This window comes from Streptomyces sp. NPDC086077 (assembly GCF_040686175.1).
Classification (GTDB): Bacteria; Actinomycetota; Actinomycetes; order Streptomycetales; family Streptomycetaceae; genus Streptomyces.
In genome coordinates this window covers 16,538-40,973 of record NZ_JBFBJT010000031.1, presented here as the reverse complement: position 1 = coordinate 40,973, position 24,436 = coordinate 16,538, and the positions used below count along the sequence as shown (strand labels likewise).

At 71.7% G+C, this 24,436-nt stretch carries 22 protein-coding genes and 2 tRNA genes; 19 read left to right on the top strand and 5 right to left on the bottom strand.

Annotated elements, in window-relative coordinates:
• Positions 1–19: 19 nt before the first annotated feature.
• Positions 20–1,219: a M48 family metallopeptidase gene (locus AB0O67_RS12205; RefSeq protein ID WP_365448957.1), complete on the bottom strand. Its 1,200-nt coding sequence runs from the start codon at positions 1,217–1,219 to the stop codon at positions 20–22.
• A 152-nt stretch (positions 1,220–1,371) separates the two neighbouring features.
• Between AB0O67_RS12205 and AB0O67_RS12200 the strand changes: the two genes are divergently transcribed.
• From AB0O67_RS12200 to AB0O67_RS12160, 9 genes are all read left to right on the top strand, one after another.
• Positions 1,372–1,521, top strand: coding sequence for a hypothetical protein (locus AB0O67_RS12200; RefSeq protein ID WP_365448932.1), 150 nt, complete (start codon positions 1,372–1,374; stop codon positions 1,519–1,521).
• 110 nt (positions 1,522–1,631) lie between these two features.
• Positions 1,632–1,796, top strand: a complete 165-nt coding sequence (locus AB0O67_RS12195) for a hypothetical protein (protein ID WP_218515539.1) — start codon at positions 1,632–1,634, stop codon at positions 1,794–1,796.
• Positions 1,797–1,828: 32 nt separating this feature from the next.
• Positions 1,829–2,455, top strand: a complete 627-nt coding sequence (nadD, locus tag AB0O67_RS12190) for a nicotinate-nucleotide adenylyltransferase (RefSeq protein WP_365448930.1) — start codon at positions 1,829–1,831, stop codon at positions 2,453–2,455.
• 16 nt (positions 2,456–2,471) lie between these two features.
• A complete protein-coding gene (locus AB0O67_RS12185) occupies positions 2,472–4,181 on the top strand; it encodes a LytR C-terminal domain-containing protein (RefSeq protein ID WP_365448928.1) in 1,710 nt (569 codons plus the stop codon).
• A gap of 68 nt (positions 4,182–4,249) precedes the next feature.
• A complete protein-coding gene (rsfS, locus tag AB0O67_RS12180) occupies positions 4,250–4,696 on the top strand; it encodes a ribosome silencing factor (RefSeq protein WP_365448926.1) in 447 nt (148 codons plus the stop codon).
• Complete coding sequence (locus AB0O67_RS12175) at positions 4,687–5,364, top strand: histidine phosphatase family protein (RefSeq protein WP_365448955.1); 678 nt, start codon at positions 4,687–4,689, stop codon at positions 5,362–5,364. The genes rsfS and AB0O67_RS12175 overlap by 10 nt, the downstream gene beginning before the upstream one ends.
• A 119-nt stretch (positions 5,365–5,483) precedes the next feature.
• A tRNA-Ala gene (locus AB0O67_RS12170) sits at positions 5,484–5,556 on the top strand.
• A 205-nt stretch (positions 5,557–5,761) separates the two neighbouring features.
• Positions 5,762–5,938 carry a hypothetical protein gene (locus AB0O67_RS12165; protein ID WP_189698385.1) on the top strand — a complete coding sequence of 59 codons (177 nt, stop codon included), beginning with the start codon at positions 5,762–5,764 and terminating at the stop codon, positions 5,936–5,938.
• Positions 5,939–5,941: 3 nt separating this feature from the next.
• Positions 5,942–6,175 (top strand): hypothetical protein, encoded by a 234-nt coding sequence (locus tag AB0O67_RS12160; RefSeq protein WP_003976229.1) that lies wholly within the window; start codon positions 5,942–5,944, stop codon positions 6,173–6,175.
• Here the strand turns inward: AB0O67_RS12160 and AB0O67_RS12155 are convergent.
• Positions 6,154–7,344 (bottom strand): glycosyltransferase 87 family protein, encoded by a 1,191-nt coding sequence (locus AB0O67_RS12155; protein ID WP_365448924.1) that lies wholly within the window; start codon positions 7,342–7,344, stop codon positions 6,154–6,156. The genes AB0O67_RS12160 and AB0O67_RS12155 overlap by 22 nt on opposite strands.
• Before the next feature lie 112 nt (positions 7,345–7,456).
• Between AB0O67_RS12155 and AB0O67_RS12150 the strand changes: the two genes are divergently transcribed.
• Positions 7,457–7,529 (top strand) — tRNA-Ala (locus AB0O67_RS12150).
• 103 nt (positions 7,530–7,632) lie between these two features.
• Here the strand turns inward: AB0O67_RS12150 and AB0O67_RS12145 are convergent.
• Together AB0O67_RS12145 and AB0O67_RS12140 are read right to left on the bottom strand one after the other, a co-directional pair.
• Complete coding sequence (locus AB0O67_RS12145) at positions 7,633–9,240, bottom strand: NADH-ubiquinone oxidoreductase-F iron-sulfur binding region domain-containing protein (RefSeq protein ID WP_365448922.1); 1,608 nt, start codon at positions 9,238–9,240, stop codon at positions 7,633–7,635.
• Positions 9,237–10,535: a cytochrome b/b6 domain-containing protein gene (locus AB0O67_RS12140; protein WP_365448920.1), complete on the bottom strand. Its 1,299-nt coding sequence runs from the start codon at positions 10,533–10,535 to the stop codon at positions 9,237–9,239. Before AB0O67_RS12140 ends, AB0O67_RS12145 begins: the two co-directional genes overlap by 4 nt.
• A 376-nt stretch (positions 10,536–10,911) precedes the next feature.
• Here AB0O67_RS12140 and leuS point away from each other — a divergent pair, with 376 nt between their 5' ends.
• From leuS to holA, 8 genes are all read left to right on the top strand, one after another.
• On the top strand, positions 10,912–13,791 hold the full coding sequence (gene leuS / locus AB0O67_RS12135) for a leucine--tRNA ligase (protein WP_365448918.1): 2,880 nt from the start codon (positions 10,912–10,914) through the stop codon (positions 13,789–13,791).
• 186 nt (positions 13,792–13,977) lie between these two features.
• The gene (locus tag AB0O67_RS12130; RefSeq protein ID WP_365448916.1) at positions 13,978–14,706 is read left to right on the top strand and encodes a hypothetical protein; all 729 of its coding nucleotides are present in this window, start codon (positions 13,978–13,980) and stop codon (positions 14,704–14,706) included.
• Positions 14,707–14,832: 126 nt separating this feature from the next.
• Positions 14,833–15,678 carry a DegV family protein gene (locus AB0O67_RS12125; protein WP_365448914.1) on the top strand — a complete coding sequence of 282 codons (846 nt, stop codon included), beginning with the start codon at positions 14,833–14,835 and terminating at the stop codon, positions 15,676–15,678.
• 157 nt (positions 15,679–15,835) lie between these two features.
• Entirely contained in the window at positions 15,836–16,816 is a 981-nt protein-coding gene (locus tag AB0O67_RS12120; protein WP_365448912.1) for a ComEA family DNA-binding protein, read from the top strand.
• Positions 16,813–19,299 (top strand): ComEC/Rec2 family competence protein, encoded by a 2,487-nt coding sequence (locus AB0O67_RS12115; RefSeq protein WP_365448910.1) that lies wholly within the window; start codon positions 16,813–16,815, stop codon positions 19,297–19,299. The genes AB0O67_RS12120 and AB0O67_RS12115 overlap by 4 nt, the downstream gene beginning before the upstream one ends.
• A gap of 4 nt (positions 19,300–19,303) precedes the next feature.
• Complete coding sequence (locus tag AB0O67_RS12110) at positions 19,304–20,155, top strand: arylamine N-acetyltransferase (RefSeq protein WP_365448908.1); 852 nt, start codon at positions 19,304–19,306, stop codon at positions 20,153–20,155.
• A gap of 44 nt (positions 20,156–20,199) precedes the next feature.
• A complete protein-coding gene (locus AB0O67_RS12105; RefSeq protein ID WP_365448906.1) occupies positions 20,200–20,445 on the top strand; it encodes a hypothetical protein in 246 nt (81 codons plus the stop codon).
• A gap of 168 nt (positions 20,446–20,613) precedes the next feature.
• Positions 20,614–21,603 carry a DNA polymerase III subunit delta gene (holA, locus tag AB0O67_RS12100; protein WP_365448904.1) on the top strand — a complete coding sequence of 330 codons (990 nt, stop codon included), beginning with the start codon at positions 20,614–20,616 and terminating at the stop codon, positions 21,601–21,603.
• A 221-nt stretch (positions 21,604–21,824) separates the two neighbouring features.
• Here the strand turns inward: holA and rpsT are convergent, their stop codons facing one another.
• Complete coding sequence (gene rpsT, locus AB0O67_RS12095) at positions 21,825–22,091, bottom strand: 30S ribosomal protein S20 (RefSeq protein ID WP_019074070.1); 267 nt, start codon at positions 22,089–22,091, stop codon at positions 21,825–21,827.
• A gap of 228 nt (positions 22,092–22,319) precedes the next feature.
• Between rpsT and lepA the strand changes: the two genes are divergently transcribed.
• On the top strand, positions 22,320–24,188 hold the full coding sequence (gene lepA / locus AB0O67_RS12090) for a translation elongation factor 4 (protein WP_365448902.1): 1,869 nt from the start codon (positions 22,320–22,322) through the stop codon (positions 24,186–24,188).
• Positions 24,189–24,436: the final 248 nt, after the last annotated feature.

Below are 24,436 nucleotides of genomic sequence, written 5' to 3'. Positions count from 1 at the left end.
GAGACGGGCGCGAGGGAGCTCAGTCCTCGTCGCGCGGCGGCTCCTTCGACGCGGGGTCGGTCGGGCCACCGGAGCCGGGGGAGCCATTGGCACCCGTCGTGCCCGTGGACCCCGTGCCCGCTGAGCCCGGCGCACCCGCGGAGCCCGGCGCACCGCCCGTACCGGGACCCGCGCCGCCGCCCGCGAAGCCGCCGAAGCCCCGCCGCACCCGGCTGCCGAGGTCGCCGGCGCCGCCCGCGATGTCCGTGACCAGCTTCATCAGCGGGTCCTTGCTGTTGCGCACCTGCCCGGCGTAGCTCGCCGCCGACTCGCGGAAGGAGCCGGTGACCGAGGTGTCCTTGTCCTCGCCGCGCCGCGGGTAGTGGCCGTCCATGATCCGCTGGTGGTCGCGGGAGGCCGCCCACTTCTTCAGCTCGGCCGCGCGGATCGTGGCGAACGGGTGGGAGCGGGGCAGCACGTTGAGGATCTTCAGCACGGAGTCGCGCAGGTCGCCGCCCGCCTCGTACTCCTCGGCCTGCTCCAGGAAGGCGTCCACGTTCATCTCGTGCAGGTGGTTGCCGCCGGCGAGCTTCATCAGGCCGCGCATCGAGGCCTGCAGGTCCTGCCCGACCAGCAGCCCGGCCCGGTCGGCGGACAGCTCCGACTTGCGGAACCACTCGCGCAGCGCCGTCACGATCGCCATGATCGCGACGTTGCCGAGCGGGATCCAGGCGACCCGGAGGGCGAGATTGGTCAGGAAGAGCAGCACCGTGCGGTACACGGAGTGGCCGGACAGGGCGTGGCCGACCTCGTGGCCGATCACCGCCCGCATCTCCTCCTCGTCGAGCAGCTCGACGAGTCCCGTGGTCACGACGATGATCGGCTCGTCCAGGCCGATGCACATCGCGTTGGGCTGCGGGTCCTGGTTGACGTACATCGGCGGGACCTTCTTCAGGTCCAGGATGTAGCAGGCGTCCCGCAGCATGTCGTGGAGATGGGCGAACTGCCGGTCCGAGACGCGCACCGAGTCCGACAGGAACAGCAGCCTCAGGCTCCGCTCGGGCAGCAGGCCGCTGAGGACCTTGAAGACCGTGTCGAAGCCGCTCAGCTTGCGCAGCGCGACCAGGGCGGAGCGGTCGGCCGGGTGCTCGTACGCGCGCGAGGAGATGTCCGGGAAGCGCCTGCGCTGCCTGCTCGGCACCTTCTCGTACCCGCCCTGCTGACGGCCGTCGTCGGACATGTGGTCCCCCATGTGCGTCGGTGTGCCCTGGTGTTTCTTCTGCGGTGTCGCTTCCGCGGTGTTTCTCCGCGCTTTCCTGTACGCCCCCGAAGCAAGCTCCAGCCTAGGCGGAGATACGGTGGTCGGGCAGTACGACGAAGGAGTCCCGCACCATGCACCACATCGCCGCGACCGACTGGCTCAGCGCCGCTCAAGAGCAGGGAGCGGGGAATCTCCTCCGGGTCGTACTGATCGTGATGGTCGTCGGCTGTGTGCTGACGGGGTGGTTCCTGCTTCGGGGTTACAGGCGGAAGGACGACTGAGGGCACGCGAAGGTTGCCCGACGGCGGAGTCGGCGTGAGCGCGGCCGAGGCGCCCGCTTACGATGAGCCGACGTCTTTATCCCGCCCACACGCGATAGGTCCTGCCGAAGATGAGCTTCCACAGCGCCGCTGCCCAGTTGGTCACACTCGCCGCCGAGGGCCAGGAGCACGGCGGCAACCACGAGAGCCTCAACCCCCTGCTCACCGGCGGTGGCGCGTTCATCGCCCTGATGCTGCTGCTGTGGATCACCACCCGGTTCAACCGCGACCGCTGACTCCACAGTCCGGGCCGGTAGGGTCTGCACGCATGGGAGAGCAGGACATGCCTACCGGCCCGTCGACCCCGGCCAAGCGCCGCCTCGGCGTCATGGGCGGGACGTTCGACCCGATCCACCACGGGCACCTGGTGGCGGCCAGTGAGGTGGCCGCGCAGTTCCACCTCGACGAGGTGGTGTTCGTACCGACCGGGCAGCCGTGGCAGAAGACCCACCGCAGTGTGTCCCCGGCCGAGGACCGCTACCTGATGACGGTCATCGCGACCGCCGAGAACCCGCAGTTCTCGGTGAGCCGTATCGACCTCGACCGCGGGGCCCCCACGTACACCGTGGACACCCTGCGTGACCTGCGCTCCCTCAATCCGGACACGGACCTGTTCTTCATCACCGGCGCGGACGCCCTCGCCCAGATCCTGACCTGGCGCGACAGCGAGGAGCTGTTCTCCCTCGCGCACTTCATCGGGGTCACCCGGCCGGGTCATGTCCTGACCGACGCCGGGCTTCCGGAGGGTGGCGTCTCGTTGGTCGAGGTTCCCGCCCTCGCCATCTCCTCCACGGACTGCCGTGCGAGAGTCGCCAAGGGCGACCCCGTCTGGTATCTGGTGCCGGACGGAGTCGTGCGCTACATCGCAAAGCGACAGCTGTACCGCGGCGAGTGAGCCGAGAGGGGCACCGGTGAACGACCGATACGACGCGGGGTATGGGGACGGGCAGTACGAGCTCGTCGGCTACGACGAGTACGGCCGGCCTGTGTACCGGCAGGTGCCGGCCCAGCAGCAGCCACAGCAGGCCCAGCAGCAGTACGACCCCTACGCGCAGCAGCAGGGCTACGGCTACGACCCGTACGCCACCGGCCAGCAGCAGCCGGTGCCGCCCTACGACCCCTACGGCACCGGCCGGCAGCCGCCCGTGACCTCGTACGACACCTACGACGGGTACGACCCCTACGGGCAGACCGCCACCAGCGGTCAGCAGCCGCGCGTCGCCGAGCAGACCGCCTACATCCCGCAGCAGGCCCGCCCGGCCGAGCCCGGGCAGCGCCAGGAGCCCGGACAGGGCGCCCCCGGCCCCGGGGACGGTCACGGCAGCCACGACGACCCCGGTGACCGGGACTACCGGACCGAGCAGTTCGCCTTCGTGGAGGAGCCCGACCAGGACTCCGAGGACGTCATCGACTGGCTGGCGTTCACCGAGAACCGCACCGAGCGCCGCGAGGAGGCCAAGCGCCGCGCCCGCAGCCGCCTGACCGCCCTGGTCGTCGTACTGGCGCTGGTCGCCGCCGGCGGGGTGGGCTACCTCTGGTACGCCGGGAAGCTGCCCGGCGTGTCCACGCCCGAGGACAAGAAGGGCGGTACGACGTCGGCCGCGGCCCAGAAGCGGGACGTGATCGTCGTGCACCTGCACGACACCAAGAACGGCGGCACCTCCACGGCGCTGCTCGTCGACAACGCCACCACCAAGCAGGGCACCACCGTCCTGCTGCCCAACTCGCTCGCACTGACCGGCGACGACGGCACGACGACGCTGGCGAAGTCGGTCGACGACGACGGCTCCTCCGGCACCCGCGAGGCCCTGGACACCGTCCTCGGCACCTCCATCCAGGGCACCTGGCGCCTGGACACCCCCTACCTGCAGAACCTCGTCGACCTCGTCGGCAACGTCGAGGTGGACACCAACGCCGACGTGCCCGACCCGGCCGCCAAGAAGGGCGAGGCGCCGCTGGTCAACAAGGGCGAGGGCCAGACCCTCAGCGGCAAGATGGCCGTCGCCTACGCCACCTACCGTGCCCCCGGCGAGGCCCAGAACGCCCAGCTGGAGCGGTTCGGGCAGGTCATGCACGGGGTGCTGCGCAAGGTGTCGTCCGACGCGCAGGCCGCCACGACCACCGTGCAGACGCTGGCGCAGATCCTCGACCCGTCGCTCACCGACAAGGACCTCGGCGCCTTCCTCGCGAAGCTGTCCGACCTCGCCAAGAGCGGCGACTTCAAGACCGCCATGCTGCCCGTCCAGACCGACGGCACGCTCAGCGCCGAGACGAGCGACAGCGTGGTCAAGGACGTCCTCGGCGGTACCGCGAAGAGCCCCGACCAGGACGCGGCCGTCCGGGTCTCGGTGCAGAACGCCACCGGTGTGAAGGACAACGCGGAGAAGGCCCGCGTGGTGCTCCTCAACGGCGGCTTCACCTTCCTGGAGGCCGGTGCGGCGAGCGACGCCCGGTCCGCGTCCGAGGTCACCTACGCGGACGCCGCCGACAAGGAGAACGCCATCGAGGTCGCCAAGACCCTCGGCCTGCCGGACAGCGCGGTCGCCAAGGGTGAGGTCTCCTCCAACGCGAACGTCTCCGTGGTCCTCGGCCAGGACTACGAGCCGGCCTCCGCCGGGTAATGCGTGGGGCGCCGTCGGCGGTCCGTGAGACCCTTGAGGTCAAGTGACCGCCGACGGAAAGCCATGTAGTGACCGCAACAGACCGTTCCCTGGAGCTCATCAACAGCGCCGCCCAGGCGGCCGCCGACAAGCTCGCGCACGACGTCATCGCCTACGACGTGAGCGATGTGCTGTCGATCACGGACGCCTTCCTGCTCGCGTCCGCGCCCAACGACCGCCAGGTCAAGTCGATCGTGGACGAGATCGAGGAGCGGCTCCAGAAGGAGCTGGGCGCCAAGCCGGTGCGCCGCGAGGGTGACCGGGACTCCCGCTGGATCCTCCTCGACTACGTCGACATCGTCGTGCACGTGCAGCACAGCGAGGAGCGCGTCTTCTACGCCCTGGAGCGGCTGTGGAAGGACTGCCCCGAGCTGGAGCTGCCCGCCGACGCCAAGGCCACCCGCGGCAAGGCCCAGGAGCACGCCCGGCTGAAGGCCGCCGAGGAGGCCGCCGAGACAGGTGGTGACTGGCGGTGAGCAGCACGGGTGAGGTGAGCGCGGCGAAACCGGGGCGGGGCCGCCGGATCATCCTGTGGCGGCACGGCCAGACCTCCTGGAACGTGGAGCGCCGCTTCCAGGGCTCCACGGACGTCGAGCTCACCGAGGCCGGCGTCGGCCAGGCCCGCCGCGCCGCCCGCCTGCTCGCCTCCCTGAGGCCTGACGCGATCATCGCCTCCGACCTCATGCGGGCCGCGCACACGGCCGCCGAGCTGGCCGCGCTCACCGGCCTGGAGGTGCACCGCGACGAGGCGCTGCGCGAGACGTACGCGGGCGTCTGGCAGGGCCTGACGCACGACGAGATCATCGCCCGGTACGGCGAGGAGTACGCCGCGTGGAAGCGCGGTGAGGCGGTGCGCCGCGGTGGCGGCGAGCTGGAGTCCGAGGTGGCCGACCGCGCCGCCCCGGTCGTGCTCGGGCACGCCGAGAAGCTGCCCGACGACGGCACCCTGGTGGTCGTCAGCCACGGTGGCACGATCCGCACCACCATCGGCCGCCTGCTCGGCATGGAGCCCCACCACTGGGAGAGCCTCGGCGGCCTCTCCAACTGCTGCTGGTCCGTCCTCGGCGAGGGCGCCCGCGGCTGGCGGCTGCTGGAGCACAACGCCGGCACGCTCCCGGAGCCGGTGCTCGGCGACGACGACTGAGCGGTGTGGGCACGGCGGGCATCCGGATTTCACTTTCCGGCAGGTCGCAGGCTAAAGTTCTTCTTGTTCGCCCCGCCGAGCGGGGCGAAACACCATGCGGCTCCGCCGCGTGGGGGCCAGGGGCTATAGCTCAGTTGGTAGAGCGCCTGCATGGCATGCAGGAGGTCAGGAGTTCAATTCTCCTTAGCTCCACGGACGAATCCCGTCCCCTTCAGGGGGCGGGATTTTTCGTCTTCAGACGTTTGAGCAGTCCTGGCCCACGAGGCGTATACCTCTGTGGAGGCGCCCCAGGCTGCCTGTGGCCGGACTGGTACCCAGGCGTCGCTGACCGTATTGGTCCGGCCGTGGCAGAATCAAACGGCCGGAAGGGGGCGCGGCCCGACGGGAGGGAGTAGCGATGCCTGCGAGCATCCTCGGGGAGGTCGGCCACCTCCTTGGCGAAGCGGCGTTGATACGGGACACGACCACCCGGCTCAGCTGCCCTTCCTGCGGCTCCGCGCATGTCGCGCAGGTTCTCGGCGACAACGGTGGGATCTCCTACGTGTGCACGGCCTGCGGCCACAGCTGGAGCTGATCGATGGGTGCACACAGGCGGAAGTGCGACTGGTGTGGCAGTGGTACACCGATCGTCCGCGACATGGAACCGGTGAATCCCGACTACCAGTACTGGTGCGAGGAATGCGCACGAGCGCTGATCATAAAAGGCGACCCGATCGAGACGTACCGCGAACTGGAGGGTGAGCCGATCTACGGGCGGCTCCTCGAAGAGCACTGCACGCTCAAGCGGTTCTACTCGTTCGTGACGGCCTGACCCTTTCGGGTGGAAGCGGCGGCGATCACCAGGACGAGGCAGCCGGTCGCGGCATAGAGCCCCGACAGCGCGAACTCGGCCGGGCTCTGGTGCAGTTCGGGCCGGCCGGGGGTGTGCGGCACCCACCACAGGGCGTACGAGCAGAAGACCAGCAGCGTGGCGGCGGCGGCCGCGCGCCGGTCACGGACCGCGAGGAGCAGGACCAGCGGCACGCACCAGACCCAGTGGTGCGACCACGACACCGGGCTGACGAGCAGCGCCGTCACGGCGCAGCCGGCCACCGCCCAGGCCCGGTCGCCGCGCAACTCCGCCCGCACCGCCACCGCGAGCCCCGCCGCGGTCACGAGAGCCGCCGCGACGGCCCAGAGGGTCCCCGGGTCGGGGGTGTGCAGCAGACGGGCCAGCACACCGCGCAGCGCCTGGTTTGCGGTCTCCTCGGCGTGCCCGGCCCGGTCCGCCCGGAACACCACGTCGGTCCAGAACCGCCAGGAGTCGCGCGGCAGGACGGCCGCCGCGAGGAGCGTCGCCCAGAGGAAACCGGCCGCGGCCCGCCGCGCGTGCCGCAGCCAGGGGCCCTTCCGCCCGCTTGCGTGCGCCATGACGGCGGTGGCCAGCAGGAGGACGGCGAACAGCGCCGGGGTCAGTTTCACGGCCGCCGCGACGCCGATGCCGACGCCCGCCCAGCGGTCGCCCGGCCGCCGGGTGAGGTCCCACAGGACGAGTACGGCGAGCAGCAGGTTGACCTGGCCGTAGCGCAGGGTCGTCCACACCGGCTCGCACCACACGGCCGCCGCCGAGGCCCACCAGACGGTCTCCACGCGCGCGTGCCCCACGAGCCGCAGGGAGAGGTGCACGAACGCCACCAGCAGGGCGAGGTTCCCGGCGGTGGCCAGCGTGCGCAGGGAACCCGTGTCCAGGAGTGTCAGCGGGGTGAACAGCAGGGCGGCGAAGGGCGGGTAGGTGGCGGGCAGTTGGGCGGCGGTCGCGCGCAAGGCGTACAGGTCGCCGCCGACGCGCACGGTGGCACCCTCGGCCCGGTACACCATCAGATCGATCATCGAGACGTGCGCGGCCCGCTGGGCGATCCAGAACGCCACGAAGGACAGCAGGCAGGCGCCCAGGGCGACGGGCGTCCGACGGTGGACTGCGGTGGACGTGATCACGGTCACGAGGGCCGACGATATCGGTCGTACCGGTGCAGACGGGAAACGATTTGGTGGAGTGCCCGGTCGACCGTGTAATGTTGGCGTCGCCGCCAGGGAGACCGGCGGAACAGCACAAGGGGCTATAGCTCAGTTGGTAGAGCGCCTGCATGGCATGCAGGAGGTCAGGAGTTCAATTCTCCTTAGCTCCACAAGCAGATCCCATCGGATTCGACCCGGTGGGATCTTTGCGTTTTCCCGGGTGTTCGAGGGGGTTCGGGGCCGCCTGCTTCCAGGCGGCCCCTTCGTCTGCCGTCAGCGGCCGAGGGCGCGGCGGCCGCGGCCCTGGGACAGGACCGGGAGGTTGTTGCGGGCCGGTGCCCGCTCCGCCTGCTCCTCGATGCGCAGGGCGAGAGCCGGGCAGCGGCGGACCGCGCGCAGCGCCTTGTCCTCGGCGCGGCGCGGTACCTGGGCCTGGGCGACGGTCGGGAATCCGTCGGCGCCGAGCTCGAAGACCTCCGGGAGGATGTCGGCGCACAGGCCGTGGCCCCGGCACAGCGTCCAGTCGACGTAGATCTTCTGGCGGCTGGGGCCGTTCTCCTCACCCGCGCCGCCCGGGATGCCCGTCGGGGCACGGCCGCCCTCGAAGAGCGGCAGCACGCCCTGCACGGGCCGTCCGCAGCCGTTGCCGAGGACATGGGCCGCCAGGTCGTCGGTGAAGGCCTTGACGGTCGACTCCAGGAACATCGCGGAACCGTCGGGGTGCGAACACGCACCGCGCCGCTTGACGTTCTTGGCGACCTGCTTCAGCGCCTCCAGGGCGGCGGGGCCACCGCCGTTGAGGATGTCCTCCAGGCCGCGCGCGGCGGCGGGCAGGCCGAGGTAGCAGGGGCCGCACTGGCCCGCGCTCTCCTCCGCCAGCCACTGGGCGACCCGCAGCGACTCGCCCAGGGGGCAGGTGTCCTGGGTGATCGGGAGGATCGCGCCGGCGCCCAGCGAACCGCCCACCGCGTCCAGCGAGTTGCGCGAGACGATCGCCTCGTTGACCGTCGCCGCGTCGATCCACTTGCCGTGGTAGCCGCCGGTCAGCACGCCCTGCGGGACCGGCGGGGCGCCGGCGAGCTGCAGGACGTAGCGGAGGGGCACACCGGTGGGCACCTCGATGACCATGGGGCGGGCGACGGCGCCGGAGACCGTCAGCATGACGGTGCCCGGTTCGTCGTAGAGGCCGGTGTTGCCGTAGCGCTCCGGGCCGATGCGGGCGGCGATCGCCAGCTGCGCGAACGTCTCGGCGTTGGACAGCAGGGTGGGCGCGCCGCCGACCCCGCTCTGCGACGCGCTGATCTTGCGGCCGGGCGGGATGGCCGGGCCGCCGTCGATCGAGCGGATCAGGGCGGCGGCGGCGCCGGTGACCATGCGGACCGGGTTGCGCTGCACGCGGGCCCGCAGGACCGACCGGCGGCCGTTGCTGAGGCCGCGTTCGGCGAGCGCGGCCTCCATGGAGCGTTGCGTGGACTCACGGGTGACCCCCACCACGAGTGTGCGGGCGCCCATCGCCTCGGCGCACAGCAGGGCACCGTCCAGGATCAGGTGCGGAGCACGGTTGATCAGCACCGTGTCCTTGCGGCAGGCCGGTTCGTCCTCGCTGCCGTTGACGACGACGACCGGCCGGACGCCGCGTTTGATCGCCGTTTCGGCGACCGAGCGCAGCTTCTTGTGGAAGGGGAAGCCCGCGCCGCCGCGGCCCCTGAGGTTGATGCGCTCGGCGAGCTGCGCGAGCTGCTCGCCGCCCAGTGGTTCGAGCGGCCCGTGCACCTTGAGGTGCATGGGCAGATCGAGTCGTTCGACAAGGTCGAAGCCCGACGTGAGCTGAGGAAGGCCGACCACGCGGACTTCTGGGACGTCGGGCAGGGCCTCGTTCACTTAAAGCCTCCGGAAGGCGTGTTCCAAGGTTCGCCCGAACCCGGTGCGTCGAAGTCGTAGGACGCACCGGGCAGTGTTTCAGTGGCGGGACCGCTGTTGTTGTACGTGTCGTCCGGGTAATACGTGCCGAAGGCCGCGTTCATCTCACCGGTGTCGTACACGTCACTAGATCCATGGCCGGCCGCGCCCGAATTGCCATAGGCCGGGATGTTGTATCCCGTGTCCTGGAGCGGGTCGTAGACCGACGGGGGCGCCTCGCCGACCGGCGGCGGGGACGGGATCGGCCATGATCCGGACGGGCTCTCCAGGCGCGGGAAGGCCTCCGTGGGCTGGTAGTCCGGTACCTCCATGCGGGCGGTCCGGTCGGCGAACGACTGCTGAGGCCGGGGGGTGTTGCCGACGGCGCGGTAGGCGGCGGCGAAACCGCCCGTGGTCTCCGCCGCGGACGGGCGTGCGGAGGCCTCGGAGGGGGCGTACGACGGAGCCGTGGGGCCGGCCGCCGGGCGCTGCCTCTCGTAACCGGGGAGCGCCTTCTCGTAGCCCGGCAGGGCGGACTCGCCGCTCACCCGCGCGCGGCTCGCGTCCAGGTCCTCGCGGCCCGGCAGCTGCTGGGTGCCGAGGAGGGCGCCCACCCGCTCGGCGACCTGGCGCTTGACCGAGCGGGGTGCCGAGCGCAGGGCGAGGGCGGCCATCACGGCGACCAGGGACAGGCCGTAGAGGATCACGAAGACCGGCTTGGCCTCGCGGCCCGCGAACAGGCCGTGGACCAGGGCCGCGCACCAGGCCGGGTAGGCCAGGTTGTGCATCGCCCGCCAGCGCGAGGCGACCGGCGCCGGGGAGGCGAAGGCGCCGCGCAGCGCGCCGGTGACGCCGACGAAGATCATCAGCAGGGCGGCCGCCGAGCCGAGTCCGATCAGTCCCGCGCTGCCGGTGACGCCGAGCGAGAACGGGATGATCACGGCGAGGAAGCCGACGTGGTCGAGCGCGAGCTTGGTCGTGATGTGCAGCAGCAGGAACGCGATCGAGGCGACCGCCATCGTCCGGTGCACCGCCTGCCCGAGGATGCGCTGGCGCGCGTTGAGCAGGATCCGGTCCTGGGCGAAGAGGCCCCAGAGCACCGAACCGGTGAGGGTCACGAGGGACAGGACGCCCGCACCGAAGTTCAGGAACTCGCGGAACTGATCACCTCCGACCAGCACGGCGACGGGTATGACCACAAGGGTGACAGCGGTCGCGACCCCATAGGCCGATCGGCCAGGCTGGGGGAGCGAGCTGGTACTACGTCGAGGGTTCATGGGGGCAACTCCGAGCGGATTCGGGAAAGCGGTCCCGCGCCGCACTCTAAGTCGCGCCCAAACCGATGGGTACGAGGTTTGAGTTATTGCGTTGTTATCAAACGACGATGTGCTCGCGGTTCTGCCCCTAAGTGGCCGTTACGCGGAGTAATTTTTGACCGGCGTTCAAGTCCGTCGCGGTCGGCGCGGCGGCTGCGGTACCCTGACGCCATGCGTGCCGTACGCCTTCTGCTTAGCGGGCCGCGCTGATCAGTCCCGGCCACCGGGTGAGTCGAGTGGCCGGAGTCGGCGCGGCGTCCCCTCCTGTGCGAGGGGATTTTTCGTTTCTGAAGAATCACAGCCGCTGGCAGAGACGATCGATGGAGCTTTGAGGATCATGAGCGAGACGAACCCCGCAGCCACCCCCGGCATGTCGGTGGATGCCGCGCCGCACCGCTACACGGCCGCCATGGCGGCCGAGATCGAGGCACGCTGGCAGGACTTCTGGGACGCCGAGGGCACCTACGCCGCGCCGAACCCCAAGGGTGACCTGGCGGGCGACCCCGAGATCGTCGCGCGGCCCAAGAAATTCATCATGGACATGTTCCCGTATCCCTCCGGTGCGGGGCTGCACGTCGGCCACCCCCTGGGGTACATCGCCACCGACGTCTTCGCGCGCTTCCAGCGCATGACCGGCCACAACGTGCTGCACACCCTGGGCTTCGACGCCTTCGGCCTGCCCGCCGAGCAGTACGCCGTGCAGACCGGCACGCACCCGCGCGTGTCCACCGAGGCCAACATGGAGAACATGAAGGTCCAGCTGCGCCGGCTGGGCCTGGGCCACGACAAGCGCCGGTCGTTCGCCACGATCGACCCGGACTACTACCGGTGGACCCAGTGGATCTTCCTGCAGATCTTCAACTCCTGGTACGACGACGAGGCGAAGAAGGCCCGCCCGATCGCGGAGCTGGTCGCCCAGTTCGAGAGCGGTGAGCGCGCGCTGCCCGGCGGGCGCTCCTGGAACGAGCTGAGCGCCGGCGAGCGCGCCGACGTGCTGGGGGAGTACCGCCTGGCCTACGCCTCGGACGCGCCGGTCAACTGGTGCCCGGGCCTGGGCACGGTCCTGGCCAACGAGGAAGTCACCGCCGACGGCCGCTCCGAGCGCGGCAACTTCCCCGTCTTCAAGGCCAAGCTGCGCCAGTGGAACATGCGCATCACCGCCTACGCCGACCGGCTGCTGGACGACCTGGAGGCGCTGGACTGGCCCGAGGCCATCAAGCTGCAGCAGCGCAACTGGATCGGCCGCTCCGAGGGCGCCCGCGTCGACTTCCCGATCGACGGCGAGCACATCACGGTCTTCACCACACGCCAGGACACCCTGTTCGGCGCGACCTACATGGTGCTGGCGCCCGAGCACCCGCTGGTCGAGAAGTTCACCCCGGACCAGTGGCCCGAGGGCACCCATCAGATGTGGACCGGTGGTCACCGGACCCCGGCCGAGGCCGTCGCCGCGTACCGCGCGCAGGCCGCCGCCAAGTCCGACGTCGAGCGGCAGGCCGAGGCCAAGGACAAGACCGGTGTCTTCACGGGCGCGTTCGCGACCAACCCGGTCAACGGCGAGCGGGTCCCGGTCTTCATCGCCGACTACGTCCTGATGGGCTACGGCACCGGCGCGATCATGGCCGTCCCGGCGCACGACAGCCGCGACTTCGCCTTCGCCCGCGCCTTCGAACTGCCGATGCGATGCGTCGTCGAGCCCTCCGACGACCGTGGGACCGACGCCTCGACCTGGGAGGACGCCTTCGCCTCGTACGACGCGAAGATCGTCAACTCGTCCGGCGAGGACGTCTCCCTGGACGGTCTGGGGGTCGTCGACGCCAAGGCGCGCATCACCGAGTGGCTGGAGCGCAGGGGCATCGGTGAGGGCACCGTCAACTTCCGGCTGCGCGACTGGCTGTTCAGCCGGCAGCGGTACTGGGGCGAGCCGTTCCCGATCGTGTACGACGAGGCGGGCATCGCGCACGCCCTGCCCGAGTCGATGCTGCCGCTGGAGCTGCCGGAGGTCGAGGACTACTCGCCGCGCACCTTCGACCCGGACGACGCCGACACCCAGCCCGAGACGCCGCTGTCGCGCAACGAGGACTGGGTCAACGTCACGCTGGACCTGGGCGACGGCCCGAAGAAGTACCGCCGCGAGACCAACACCATGCCCAACTGGGCCGGTTCCTGCTGGTATGAGCTGCGCTACCTGGACCCGCACAACAGCGAGCGGCTGGTCGAACCCGAGATCGAGCAGTACTGGATGGGCCCGCGCGAGGGCCAGCCACACGGTGGCGTCGACCTGTACGTCGGCGGCGCCGAGCACGCCGTGCTGCACCTGCTGTACGCCCGCTTCTGGTCCAAGGTGCTGTACGACCTGGGGCACGTCTCGTCCGCCGAGCCGTTCCACCGGCTGTTCAACCAGGGCATGATCCAGGCCTATGTCTACCGGGACGGCCGCGGCATCGCGGTGCCGGCCGCCGAGGTGGAGGAGCGCGACGGCGCGTACTACTACGAGGGCGAGCAGGTCACCCGGCTGCTGGGCAAGATGGGCAAGTCCCTGAAGAACGCGGTCACCCCGGACGAGATCTGCGCCGAGTACGGCGCCGACACGCTGCGGCTGTACGAGATGGCCATGGGCCCGCTGGACGTGTCGCGGCCGTGGGACACGCGCGCGGTGGTGGGTCAGTACCGGCTGCTGCAGCGCCTGTGGCGCAACATCGTCGACGAGACGAGCGGTGACGTGACCGTGGTCGACGCCGAGCCCGACGAGGACACGCTGCGTGCCCTGCACAAGGCCATCGACGGTGTCCGCGGCGACCTGGAGGGCCTGCGGTTCAACACCGCGATCGCCAAGGTCACCGAGCTGAACAACACCCTGACCAAGGCGGGCGGCGCGGTGTCCCGGCCGGTCGCCGAGGCGCTGGTCCTGATGGTCGCGCCGCTGGCGCCGCACATCGCCGAGGAGCTGTGGCGGCGGCTGGGGCACACCGACTCGGTCGTCCACGCGGACTTCCCCGTCGCCGACCCCGCGTACGTCCTGGACGAGACCGTGACCTGTGTGGTGCAGGTCAAGGGCAAGGTCAAGGCGCGGCTGGAGGTGCCCCCGGCGATCTCCGACGAGGAGCTGGAGAAGGTGGCGCTGGCCGACGAGAAGGTGGTCGCGGCGCTGGGCGGGGCCGGGATCCGGAAGGTGATCGTGCGGGCACCGAAGCTGGTGAACATCGTTCCGGCGTAGGGGCGATCCATTCGGCGCGGATGTCCGGGGGCGGTGAGGCCCCTGCTCCGGGTCGTCCCCTACGGGACGGTTCGGGGTGCTCTGCGGGCAGGTTCGGGGTTCTTCCGGAACTCCGGGCCTGCCCGTTGCGTTTACCGTTGAAGAGGAGCGCGGTGTGGGCCGCAGCCGGTTCGGAGGAGGAGCGTCGTGGAAGCAGTGATCATGGTGTTCGCCCTGCTCTTCGTGCTCTTCCTGGGCCTGGGCGCGTACGCCACGGTCAAGGTGGTCGGTGCCGCCAAGCGCGGCGTGGACCGCACCCTCACGCAGGCCCGTCGTACGGTCGAGGACCACACGCTGCGGGCCAAGTCCTTCACCCAGGCGGGCCCCGTGGGCGAGATCGCCCAGCTCCGGCTGAAGCTGCGCACGTCGATGCGGGCCACCCAGGACACGCTGCAGGCGGGCGCGGCCGAGGACGAGTCCCTGAAGGAGGCGCTCGGCCTGTTCCAGCGCCTCAGCGCCCACGGGCACGAACTGGACGCCGAGCTCAGGCGCCTGGAGTCCGAGCCGGACCGCGCGAGGCTCGCCGGGCGGCTGCCCGAGCTGCGCGACCGCACCGCGCGCATCACGCACTCGGCGGAGTCGCTGCGCTGGGCCGCCCGGGACCGCGCGGGGCGCTTCGCCGACGACGACCTGGACGCGCTGAGCGCGCAGATCGACGTGGAGAGCGGGGCGCTGCGGCACTGGACGACGACGGACTCCACCGCGACCCCGCCGCCGTGGCCCGAGGCCCCGCCCACCGACACCCCGACCGCGCAGCAGACCTGGCCGGACACACCGCGTACGGCCGAGGAGCCGACGCGACCCGCCATCACCCCGCCGGGACCGCGCCCCGCGTACCCCTGGCAGAAGAAGCCCCGCCCCGAGAGCACGACCTGAGCAGGTGGCGCCGGCCCGGTGGCCCATGCGGTGCGCGCGGGTTCGGCGTGGCTTGCTCGCACATGTTCCGTGCTGGTGAGAGGCCCGGGCTGCCACCCGGGCGCTACGGCAGGTAACCTCCAGCTCATGTCCCGCCATGTCGCGATCGTCACCGATTCAACGGCCTACCTGCCGCCCCGGACGATGGAGCGCCACGGCATCACAGCGGTCCCCCTGACCGTGGTCCTCGGCGACCGCGCGCTGGAAGAGGGCACCGAGATCTCGACCCGTTCGCTGGCCCAGGCGCTGCAGAAGCGACGCCCCGTCACCACCTCGCGCCCCAGCCCCCAGCTGTTCGCCGAGACCTACCGGAAGGCCGCCGAGGCGGGCGCCACGGGCATCGTCTCCCTGCACCTGTCGGCCGAGCTGTCGGGCACGTACGACGCGGCGGTCCTCGCGGCACGCGAAGCACCGGTGCCGGTACGGGTGGTGGACACCGGCATGATCGCGATGGCGCTGGGCTTCTGCGCGCTGGCGGCGGCGGAGGCGGCGCAGTCGGGCGGCACGGTCGACGAGGCGGTCACGGCCGCGGAGAAGCGGGCCTGCGGCACCTCGGCGTACTTCTACGTCGACACCCTCGACTATCTGCGGCGCGGCGGTCGGATCGGCACGGCCCAGGCCTTCTTCGGATCCGCGCTCGCCGTGAAGCCGCTGTTGCAGCTGGACGGGGGCCGGATCGAGCTGCTGGAGAAGGTCCGGACGGCGTCGAAGGCCATCGCCCGGCTGGAGGAGATCGTGGCCGACCGGGCGGGGGATGCGCCGGTGGACATCGCGGTGCACCATCTGGCCGCGGCGGACCGCGCGTCGGCGCTGGCGGACCGGGTGCGGGGGCGGGTGCCGGGGCTGGCGGACCTGCATGTGAGTGAGGTGGGGGCCGTGATCGGGGCGCACACGGGGCCGGGTTTGCTGGGGGTCGTGGTTTCGGCGCGGTGAGGGGGCCCCTCTCCTGAGCGGTTCTTGAGCGGATTCTTGAGCGGAATCGTGAGCGGTCTCACCCGTGTGGGTGGTGGAGTTTTCCACAACCGGTCGGCGGTCCACGGGAATTGAGCAAGATCATCGCGAGGGTGCCGGGTGCCCGCATCCTCGTCGCATGGCACTTCGATCACACATCCGCGCAGCATCCGTGACGAGCGGCCCCGGCCGCCGACCCGCCTCCGACGGCCGTACGGCACACCGTCGTCGCCACACTCCCGCCCTGGTCCGCGCCCGGCACCGGCACGCCTCGGCGGAGGAGCTCCGGCGCCGTGCCGAGGTGCTCTTCGGTGAACGCGCCGGCAAGTGGCGGGAGTCGGGAGCGGGACCACCGGATGACGCCGGTGCGGACGCCGCCGTGGCCGTGCCCGGCGCCACGGAGGGCCGGCGGGAGCGGGCCGCGCTCGCACTGCGGGAGCGGATGCCGGTGTGGTTGCAGGCGCGGTGCGGCCTGGAGCGCAGGAGCGTGGTGGCGCTCACCGTGCTGCTCGTCGTCGTCGCGGGGTTCGCAGTGCAGCACTTCTGGGCCGGGCGGACGCAGTCCGTGCGGGCGCCCGAAGTGGTCAGGGCGGCCGCGCCGTTCGGGCAGCCGCCGGACGGCGAGCCGGCCACGGCGGCGGGCACGGCGACGGATCCGCCCGGCCCGGCCACCGGCACGCCGGTCGCCGGGATCGTCGTGGACGTGAGCGGAAAGGTGCGCGAGCCCGGAATCCATCGTCTGCCGGTCGGCTCACGGGTCGCCGACGCCCTGAAGGCGGCCGGCGGCGTGCGGCCGGGCACGGACGTCGAGGGTCTGAACCGGGCCCGGTTCCTGGTGGACGGCGAGCAGGTGGTCGTCGGGGGCCCCGCGGCCGTCCCGGCGGCCCCGGCCGGGGGAGTACCGGCGGGCGGGGCGGGTGCGCCCGCAGCCCCCGTCTCCCTCAACACCGCCACGGTCGAGCAGCTCGACACCCTCCCCGGCGTCGGTCCCGTGCTGGCGCAGCACATCGTCGACCACCGCACCCGGCACGGCGGTTTCCGCTCGGTGGACGAGCTGCGGGAGGTCAACGGCATCGGTGAACGGCGCTTCGCCGACCTGCGGGATCTCGTACGGCCATGAGGCGCTCCGAGGACATCCAGGGTGCGCGCTCCTCCGTCCACGAGGATGCCCCGAGCCGCCTCGGTATGGCGCACCCACGGCAGGAAGGCCCGACGGACCTGCGGCTCGTGCCGCCCGCCCTGGCCGCCTGGGCTACGGCGGCCCTGGCGCCGGACGCCTCGCCGGGGCTGCTGACCGGGGTGGCCGTGGCCGGCCTGGTCGTGGCCTGCGGGCTGCTGCTGGGTGCCGTTCCGGCAGTGGGCGTCCGCTCGCGTGCACCCGTCGCCGCCGTGCTGCTCTGCGTCGCGGCGGCCGCCGTCTCGGCCGGGCTGCACGGAGCCGACCTGCGCCGGGGACCGGTGCCGGGGCTGGCGGAGCGGTTCGCCACGGTGACCGCGGAGATCGCGGTCACCTCCGATCCCCGGCTCACGCGGCCGAGGGTCACCGGGAACCACCTGGCCCCGGTGTCCGTGCTGGCGAAGGCGGAGGTGCGTGGTGTGGAGGGCACGGCCGGGGCGAGGGCGGTGACACGGACGCCCGTGCTCGTGATCGTCGACGCGGGGGTGGCCGGGCGGCGGGAGTGGCTCGGGCTGCTGCCCTCCACGCGGGTCAGGGTGACCGGGCGGCTGGCGCCCGCAGTGGTGGGCGGGGACCGGATCGCGGCCGTGCTGCGCGTGCGGGACCGGGCCGGGCCGGAGGTGGTGGGGGAGCCGTCGGGGGCCCAGCGGTTCGCGGGGCGGTTGCGGGCGGGACTGCGCGAGGCCACGGACGGGCTGCCGGCGGACGCGCGGGCGCTGCTGCCGGGGCTGGTCGTCGGGGACACCGCGCGGATCACTCCGGAGCTGGACGAGGCCTTCAAGGAGACCGACCTCGCCCACACGCTCGCCGTGTCCGGGAGCAACCTCACGATCATCCTCGCCCTGCTGCTGGGACCGCCCGGTCTGGCGCAGCGCAGTGAGCGGCGAGGCCTCGCGCCCAGGCTCGGCATCTCGCTGCGGACGACGGCGGTGGCCGGCGGAGCGCTCACGCTGGCCTTCGTCGTCGTGTGCAGACCGGACCCGAGCGTGCTGCGGGCCGCGGCCTGCGGAGCCGTGGCGCTGCTGGCCCTCGCGACCGGCCGCCGCAAGTCGCTGATCCCGGCGCTGGCGACCGCCGTACTGCTGCTGGTGCTCTACGACCCGTGGCTGGCCCGCAGTTACGGCTTCCTGCTCTCCGTGCTGGCCACGGGTGCGCTGCTCACCCTGGCGCCCCGCTGGAGCAGCGCGTTGTGCGGGCGCGGCGTGCCGCCTCGGCTCGCGGAGGCACTGGCCGCGGCGGGGGCGGCGCAGGCGCTGTGCGCGCCGGTGGTGGCGGTGCTGTCGGCGCGGGTGAGCCTGGTGGCGGTGCCGTGCAACCTGCTCGTGGAGTTCGCCGTCGCGCCGGCCACCGTGCTGGGCTTCGCGGCACTGGCGGTGGCGCCGGTGACGATGCCGGTGGCCAAGGCGCTGGCGTGGTGCGCGAGTTGGCCGGCCGGGTGGATCGCGGACGTCGCCCGGAGCGGGGCGGCGCTGCCCGGCGCCGGGGTGGACTGGCCGGGTGGCTGGGGTGGGGCGGCACTGCTCGCCCTCGTCACGGTGGCCGTCGTGGCCGCCGGCCGGCGGCTGCTGCGGCACCCGTGGCTGAGCGTGGGCTGCGGGGTGCTGCTGGTGCTGGCGGTGGTGCAGCCGCCGCCGCTCGCCTCCGTCGTCACGGGCTGGCCGCCGCGGGGATGGCGGCTGGCGATGTGCGACGTGGGCCAGGGCGACGCGACCGTGCTCGCCGCCGGCCCTGGCACGGGGGTCGTCGTGGACGCCGGGCCCGACCCGGGACTGGTCGACCGGTGCCTGCGCGACCTCGGCATCACCCGTGTCCCGCTGGTGGTCCTCACGCACTTCCACGCCGACCATGTGGCCGGCCTGCCGGGCGTGCTGCGGGGGCGGGCCGTGGGGGCGATCGAGACGACCGGCTTCGAAGAGCCCGTTGACCAGGCGGAGTTCGTCCACAGACAGGCGGCGGCGCTGGGGATCCCGGTCACCCGTGCCCTGGCCGGCGAGCGGCGGCGTACGGGGGACCTGTCCTGGCAGGTCCTGTGGCCGCCGGCAGCGTCACCGGCGCCGGAGGGCGCGAACGACGCCAGCGTCGCGATGCTCGTACGGTCGGCGGGCCTGCGGATGCTGCTGCTCGGGGATCTCGAACCCCCGGCCCAGCGGGCACTGTCGCGGACACCGGCGGCGGCGCTGGTGGGCGGCGTGGACGTGCTGAAGGTCGCGCATCACGGCTCGGCCTACCAGGACCCTGAGTTGATACGCCGGGCCGCGCCGCGGCTGGCGCTGGTCTCCTGCGGTGCGGACAACCCGTACGGCCACCCGGCCCCCAGTACGGTCGCGGCGCTGCGGGACGGGGGCGCGACGGTGCTGCGGACGGATGTGGACGGGGCGATGGCGGTCGTGGGTGCGGGCACAGGGTTGCGCGTGGCGCGAGACTGAGGGCATGAATTCCGCACAGGTCGACGCCTATCTCAGCCGCCTCGGGGTCCGGCACCCGGCATGGCCCACCATCGACGTCCTGCGTGAACTGCAACTGCGACATCTGCAGACGGTCCCCTTCGAGAACCTGGCCATCCACCTCGGAGAGGAGATCGTGCTGGAGGAGAAGCGGCTGCTGGACAAGGTGGTGGGGGCGCGCCGGGGCGGGTTCTGCTACGAACTGAACGGGGCCTTCGGGGCGCTGCTCGCCGCGCTGGGGTACGACGTCTCGCTGCTGGCGGGGCGGGTCCACGGGGAGGGCGGGCGGCTCGGGATCCCTTACGACCACCTCGCGCTGCGGGTGCGGACGGTGGACGCGGGGGAGTGGCTGGCCGACGTCGGGTTCGGCGCGCTCAGCCACTACCCCCTGGTCTTCGAGGAGGGGCGGGAACAGGAGGATCCGGGGGGTGCGTTCCGGTTCGCCCAGGCGGGGCCGGACGCGGCGGGCGCGCGGGGTGCCGTCCTGGCGGGCGGCGGGGCCGGGACCCCCGACGTGGACCTGGTCAGGGACGGCAGTCCCGTGTACCGGCTGGAGATGCGGCCGCGGGTGCTCCGGGACTTCGTGGCCGGGGCCTGGTGGCACAGCACCTCGCCGGAGTCGCACTTCGTGCAGTCGCTGGTGTGCTCCCGGCTCACGGAGGACGGCGGGCGGATCACGCTGAGCGGGCGGCAGCTGAAGGTGACGGCCCCGGACGGGAAGCGGGACGCACGGGAGGTGAGGACGGACGAGGAGGTGCTGGCGGTGTACCGGGAGCGGTTCGGGATCGGGCTGGACCGGGTGCCGGTGGTGCGGGGGAGCGGGGGCGGGGAGGACTGACCTGCGTACTCGCGGGCCCGGGGCGGTGCCGGAAGATGGCTGGCGTGAGTGATGTGAGACATGTGCTGGTGCTGCCCGACCGTGATGCCGCCCAGGAGGTGGCGGAGGCCCTCGGGGAGCGGTTCGGGCTACGTGAGGAGCCGCTGCTGGTGCGGGACGCGCTGGCCGGGGAGGACGACGCCGAGGACGCGCAGTGGCTGGTCGTGCTGCGGGACGAGGACGGGCGGCTGGACGCGGGTCAGCTGGACGAGTTCGCGGCGGAGTGGGAGGGGTGGCGGGAAGAGCCGTAGGCCGAGGGGCCGGTGCGGGGTCGTCGACCGCCGGCCGGGTGGGTGTCAGCCGGCGGGGTCGGTGTCCCTCGGCGAGGGCCGGTGTCCCTCGGCGAGGGCCGGTGTCCGTCGGCTGGGTCGTCGCCGCTGACGGAGTCGTTGTCAGTGGTGCGTGGGATGCTGTGCGGGATGGCCAGGAAGACTGCTCAAGACGACCCTCTCGCCCCCGTGACGCTTGCCGTGGGCCAGGAGGATCTCCTGCTCGACCGTGCCGTGCGGGAGGTGGTGGTAGCCGCCAGGGCCGCCGACGCCGACACGGACGTGCGTGACCTGACCCCGGACCAGCTCCAGCCGGGCACGCTCGCGGAGCTGACCAGCCCGTCGCTGTTCGCGGAGCGCAAGGTCGTCGTCGTGCGCAACGCGCAGGATCTGTCGGCCGACACGATCAAGGACGTGAAGGCGTATCTGGGAGCGCCCGCCGAGGAGATCACGCTCGTGCTGCTGCACGCCGGCGGGGCCAAGGGCAAGGGGTTGCTGGACGCCGCGCGCAGGGCGGGGGCGCGGGAGGTGGCGTGCCCGAAGATGACCAAGCCGGCGGACCGGCTGGCGTTCGTGCGGGGCGAGTTCCGCGCGCTGGGGCGGTCGGCGACGCCGGAGGCCTGCCAGGCGCTCTGCGACTCGATCGGCAGCGATCTGCGGGAGCTGGCGTCCGCCGTGTCCCAGCTGTGCGCGGACGTGGAGAGCACGATCGACGAGGCGGTGGTCGGGCGGTACTACACCGGGCGGGCCGAGGCGTCGAGCTTCACGGTCGCCGACCGGGCGGTCGAGGGGCGGGCCGCGGAGGCGCTGGAGGCGCTGCGGTGGTCGCTGGCGACCGGGGTGGCGCCGGTGCTGATCACCAGCGCGCTGGCGCAGGGCGTGCGCGCGATCGGGAAGCTGTCCTCCGCGCGCGGTGGCCGTCCGGCCGATCTGGCGCGGGAGCTGGGGATGCCGCCGTGGAAGATCGACCGGGTGCGGCAGCAGATGCGGGGCTGGACGCCGGACGGGGTGGCGGTGGCGCTGCGGGCGGTCGCCGAGGCCGACGCGGGCGTGAAGGGGGGCGGCGACGATCCGGAGTACGCCTTGGAGAAGGCGGTCGTGACGATCGCACGGGCGGCGCGGTCGCGGGGGCGCGGCTAGAGCCCTGGCCCGCGGCCCGCCCGCGGCAACGGTCGGGGTGGCATGCCGAAGGCCCCGGTGCTCGCTCTGGGGAAGAGCGGGTGCCGGGGCCTGCGAATCAAGCTGCTGGATTCGCGCCCGCGTGGCGAACGCAGGCCGCGCGCGAATCCGGGTGTGCCGGTCGGGGGCGGATGAGAGAGGGCCCGCCCTGGGTCCTTCCGGCGATCAGATCAGTGAAGGGTTCAGCCCTTGAGCGCGGTGACCTTGGAAGCAAGCGCCGACTTCTTGTTGGCGGCCTGGTTCTTGTGGATGACGCCCTTGGAGACGGCCTTGTCGAGCTGACGCGCGGCAGCGCGCTGGTACTCGGTGGCCTTCTCGACGTCACCCGCGGCAGCGGCCTCGCGGGCCTTGCGGATCGCGGTCTTCAGGGAGGACTTGACGGCCTTGTTGCGCAGCCGGGCCTTCTCGTTGGTCTTGATCCGCTTGATCTGGGACTTGATGTTCGCCACGAATGAGCCTTTTCAGGTTCAGGCGCGGGGCCGAAGCGACTCCGGGACCCGTGCCAGGTGATTTCTTAGGACGCGCCTCGTGCTGAGAGGGCATGAGGCACATCGGCCCAAGGTACCAGCGGCGCCCCTGGTGGCCCAAACCGGTCCCCGGTCGCCGCCCATGGGACCATGGAGGCTGCGTAACGATCCGACCCGAGGCATAAGGCGCCTCAAGAGACAGGACCCTGCGTGCCCGCGACCCCTAACCATGTGCCCGAGCCGAGCCGTACCGACCCGGCTCTGATCCGCAATTTCTGCATCATCGCGCACATCGACCACGGCAAGTCCACCCTCGCCGACCGGATGCTCCAGCTGACCGGTGTGGTCGAGCAGCGGCAGATGCGTGCTCAGTACCTCGACCGGATGGACATCGAGCGCGAGCGCGGCATCACGATCAAGTCCCAGGCCGTGCGCCTGCCCTGGGCCCCCACCCAGGACCCGGGCAGCACGCACATCCTCAACATGATCGACACCCCGGGGCACGTCGACTTCACCTACGAGGTCTCGCGGTCGCTCGCCGCCTGCGAGGGGACCGTCCTCCTCGTGGACGCCGCCCAGGGCATCGAGGCCCAGACCCTCGCCAACCTGTACCTGGCGATGGAGAACGACCTCACCATCATCCCCGTGCTGAACAAGATCGACCTTCCGGCCGCGCAGCCGGAGAAGTTCGCCGAGGAGCTGGCGAACCTGGTCGGGTGCGAGCCCGACGACGTGCTGCGGGTCTCCGCCAAGACCGGGCTCGGCGTCGACGCGCTGCTCGACAGGGTGGTCCGGGAGGTCCCGCCGCCGGTCGGCGTCAAGGACGCCCCCGCGCGTGCCATGATCTTCGACTCGGTCTACGACTCCTACCGGGGCGTCGTCACCTACGTCCGGGTCATCGACGGCCAGCTCAACAAGCGCGAGCGCATCCGGATGATGTCCACGGGCGCGACCCACGAGCTGCTGGAGATCGGCACCAACTCGCCCGAGATGCTGGGCGCCGACGGCCTCGGCGTCGGCGAGGTGGGCTACCTCATCACCGGGGTGAAGGACGTCCGCCAGTCCAAGGTCGGTGACACCGTCACCAGCCAGGCGAAGGGTGCGACCGAGGCCCTCGGCGGGTACAAGGACCCCAAGCCGATGGTCTTCTCCGGCCTGTATCCGCTGGACGGCTCCGACTACCCCGAGCTGCGCGAGGCCCTCGACAAGCTCCAGCTCAACGACGCCGCGCTGGTGTACGAGCCGGAGACCTCCGCGGCGCTCGGCTTCGGTTTCCGCGTCGGCTTCCTCGGCCTGCTGCACCTCGATGTGATCCGTGAGCGCCTGGAGCGCGAGTTCGGCCTCGACCTCATCGCCACCGCGCCGAACGTGGTCTACCGCGTGGTGATGGAGGACCGCACCGAACACATCGTGACCAACCCGAGCGAGTTCCCCGAAGGCAAGATCAGCGAGGTCTACGAGCCGGTGGTCCGGGCCACCATCCTGGCGCCGACCGAGTTCATCGGCTCGATCATGGAGCTGTGCCAGACCCGGCGCGGCACTCTGCTCGGCATGGACTACCTCTCCGAGGACCGCGTCGAGATCCGCTACACACTGCCCCTCGCGGAGATCGTCTTCGACTTCTTCGACCAGCTGAAGTCCAAGACCCGCGGCTACGCCTCCCTCGACTACGAGCCCACCGGCGAGCAGACCTCCAGCCTGGTCAAGGTCGACATCCTGCTGCACGGCGACAAGGTCGACGCCTTCTCGGCGATCACCCACAAGGACGCCGCGTACGCCTACGGGGTGCGGCTCGTCGCCAAGCTGCGCGAACTGATCCCGCGGCAGGCCTTCGAGGTGCCCATCCAGGCCGCCGTCGGTTCCCGGGTGATCGCCCGCGAGACCATCCGCGCCATCCGCAAGGACGTCCTCGCCAAGTGCTACGGCGGTGACATCTCCCGTAAGCGGAAGCTGCTGGAGAAGCAGAAGGAAGGCAAGAAGCGGATGAAGATGGTCGGTTCCGTGGAGGTTCCGCAGGAGGCCTTCATCGCGGTGCTGTCGAGCGATGACAGCGCGGCGTCGGGCAAGAGCAAGAAGTAGCCGGCGTCAACGAGGGACTGCCTCGCACATCACGCAAACAGGGGCCTGCCGTAGGTTACGGCGGGCCCCTGTCGCGTGCGTACGGCCGTCCTTCTGGAGGAAGTGACGAAGCGCGGACACTTACGCAGTGGCCGATAGGCATCTACCCTGATCCCTGCTCGATAGTTACTCGCGAGTTAAACAACGGCTCGCGAGTGAAAACTGCCGCATTGAAGGCGCAAGACGCCCTGAGCCAGCCGCACCGTCGC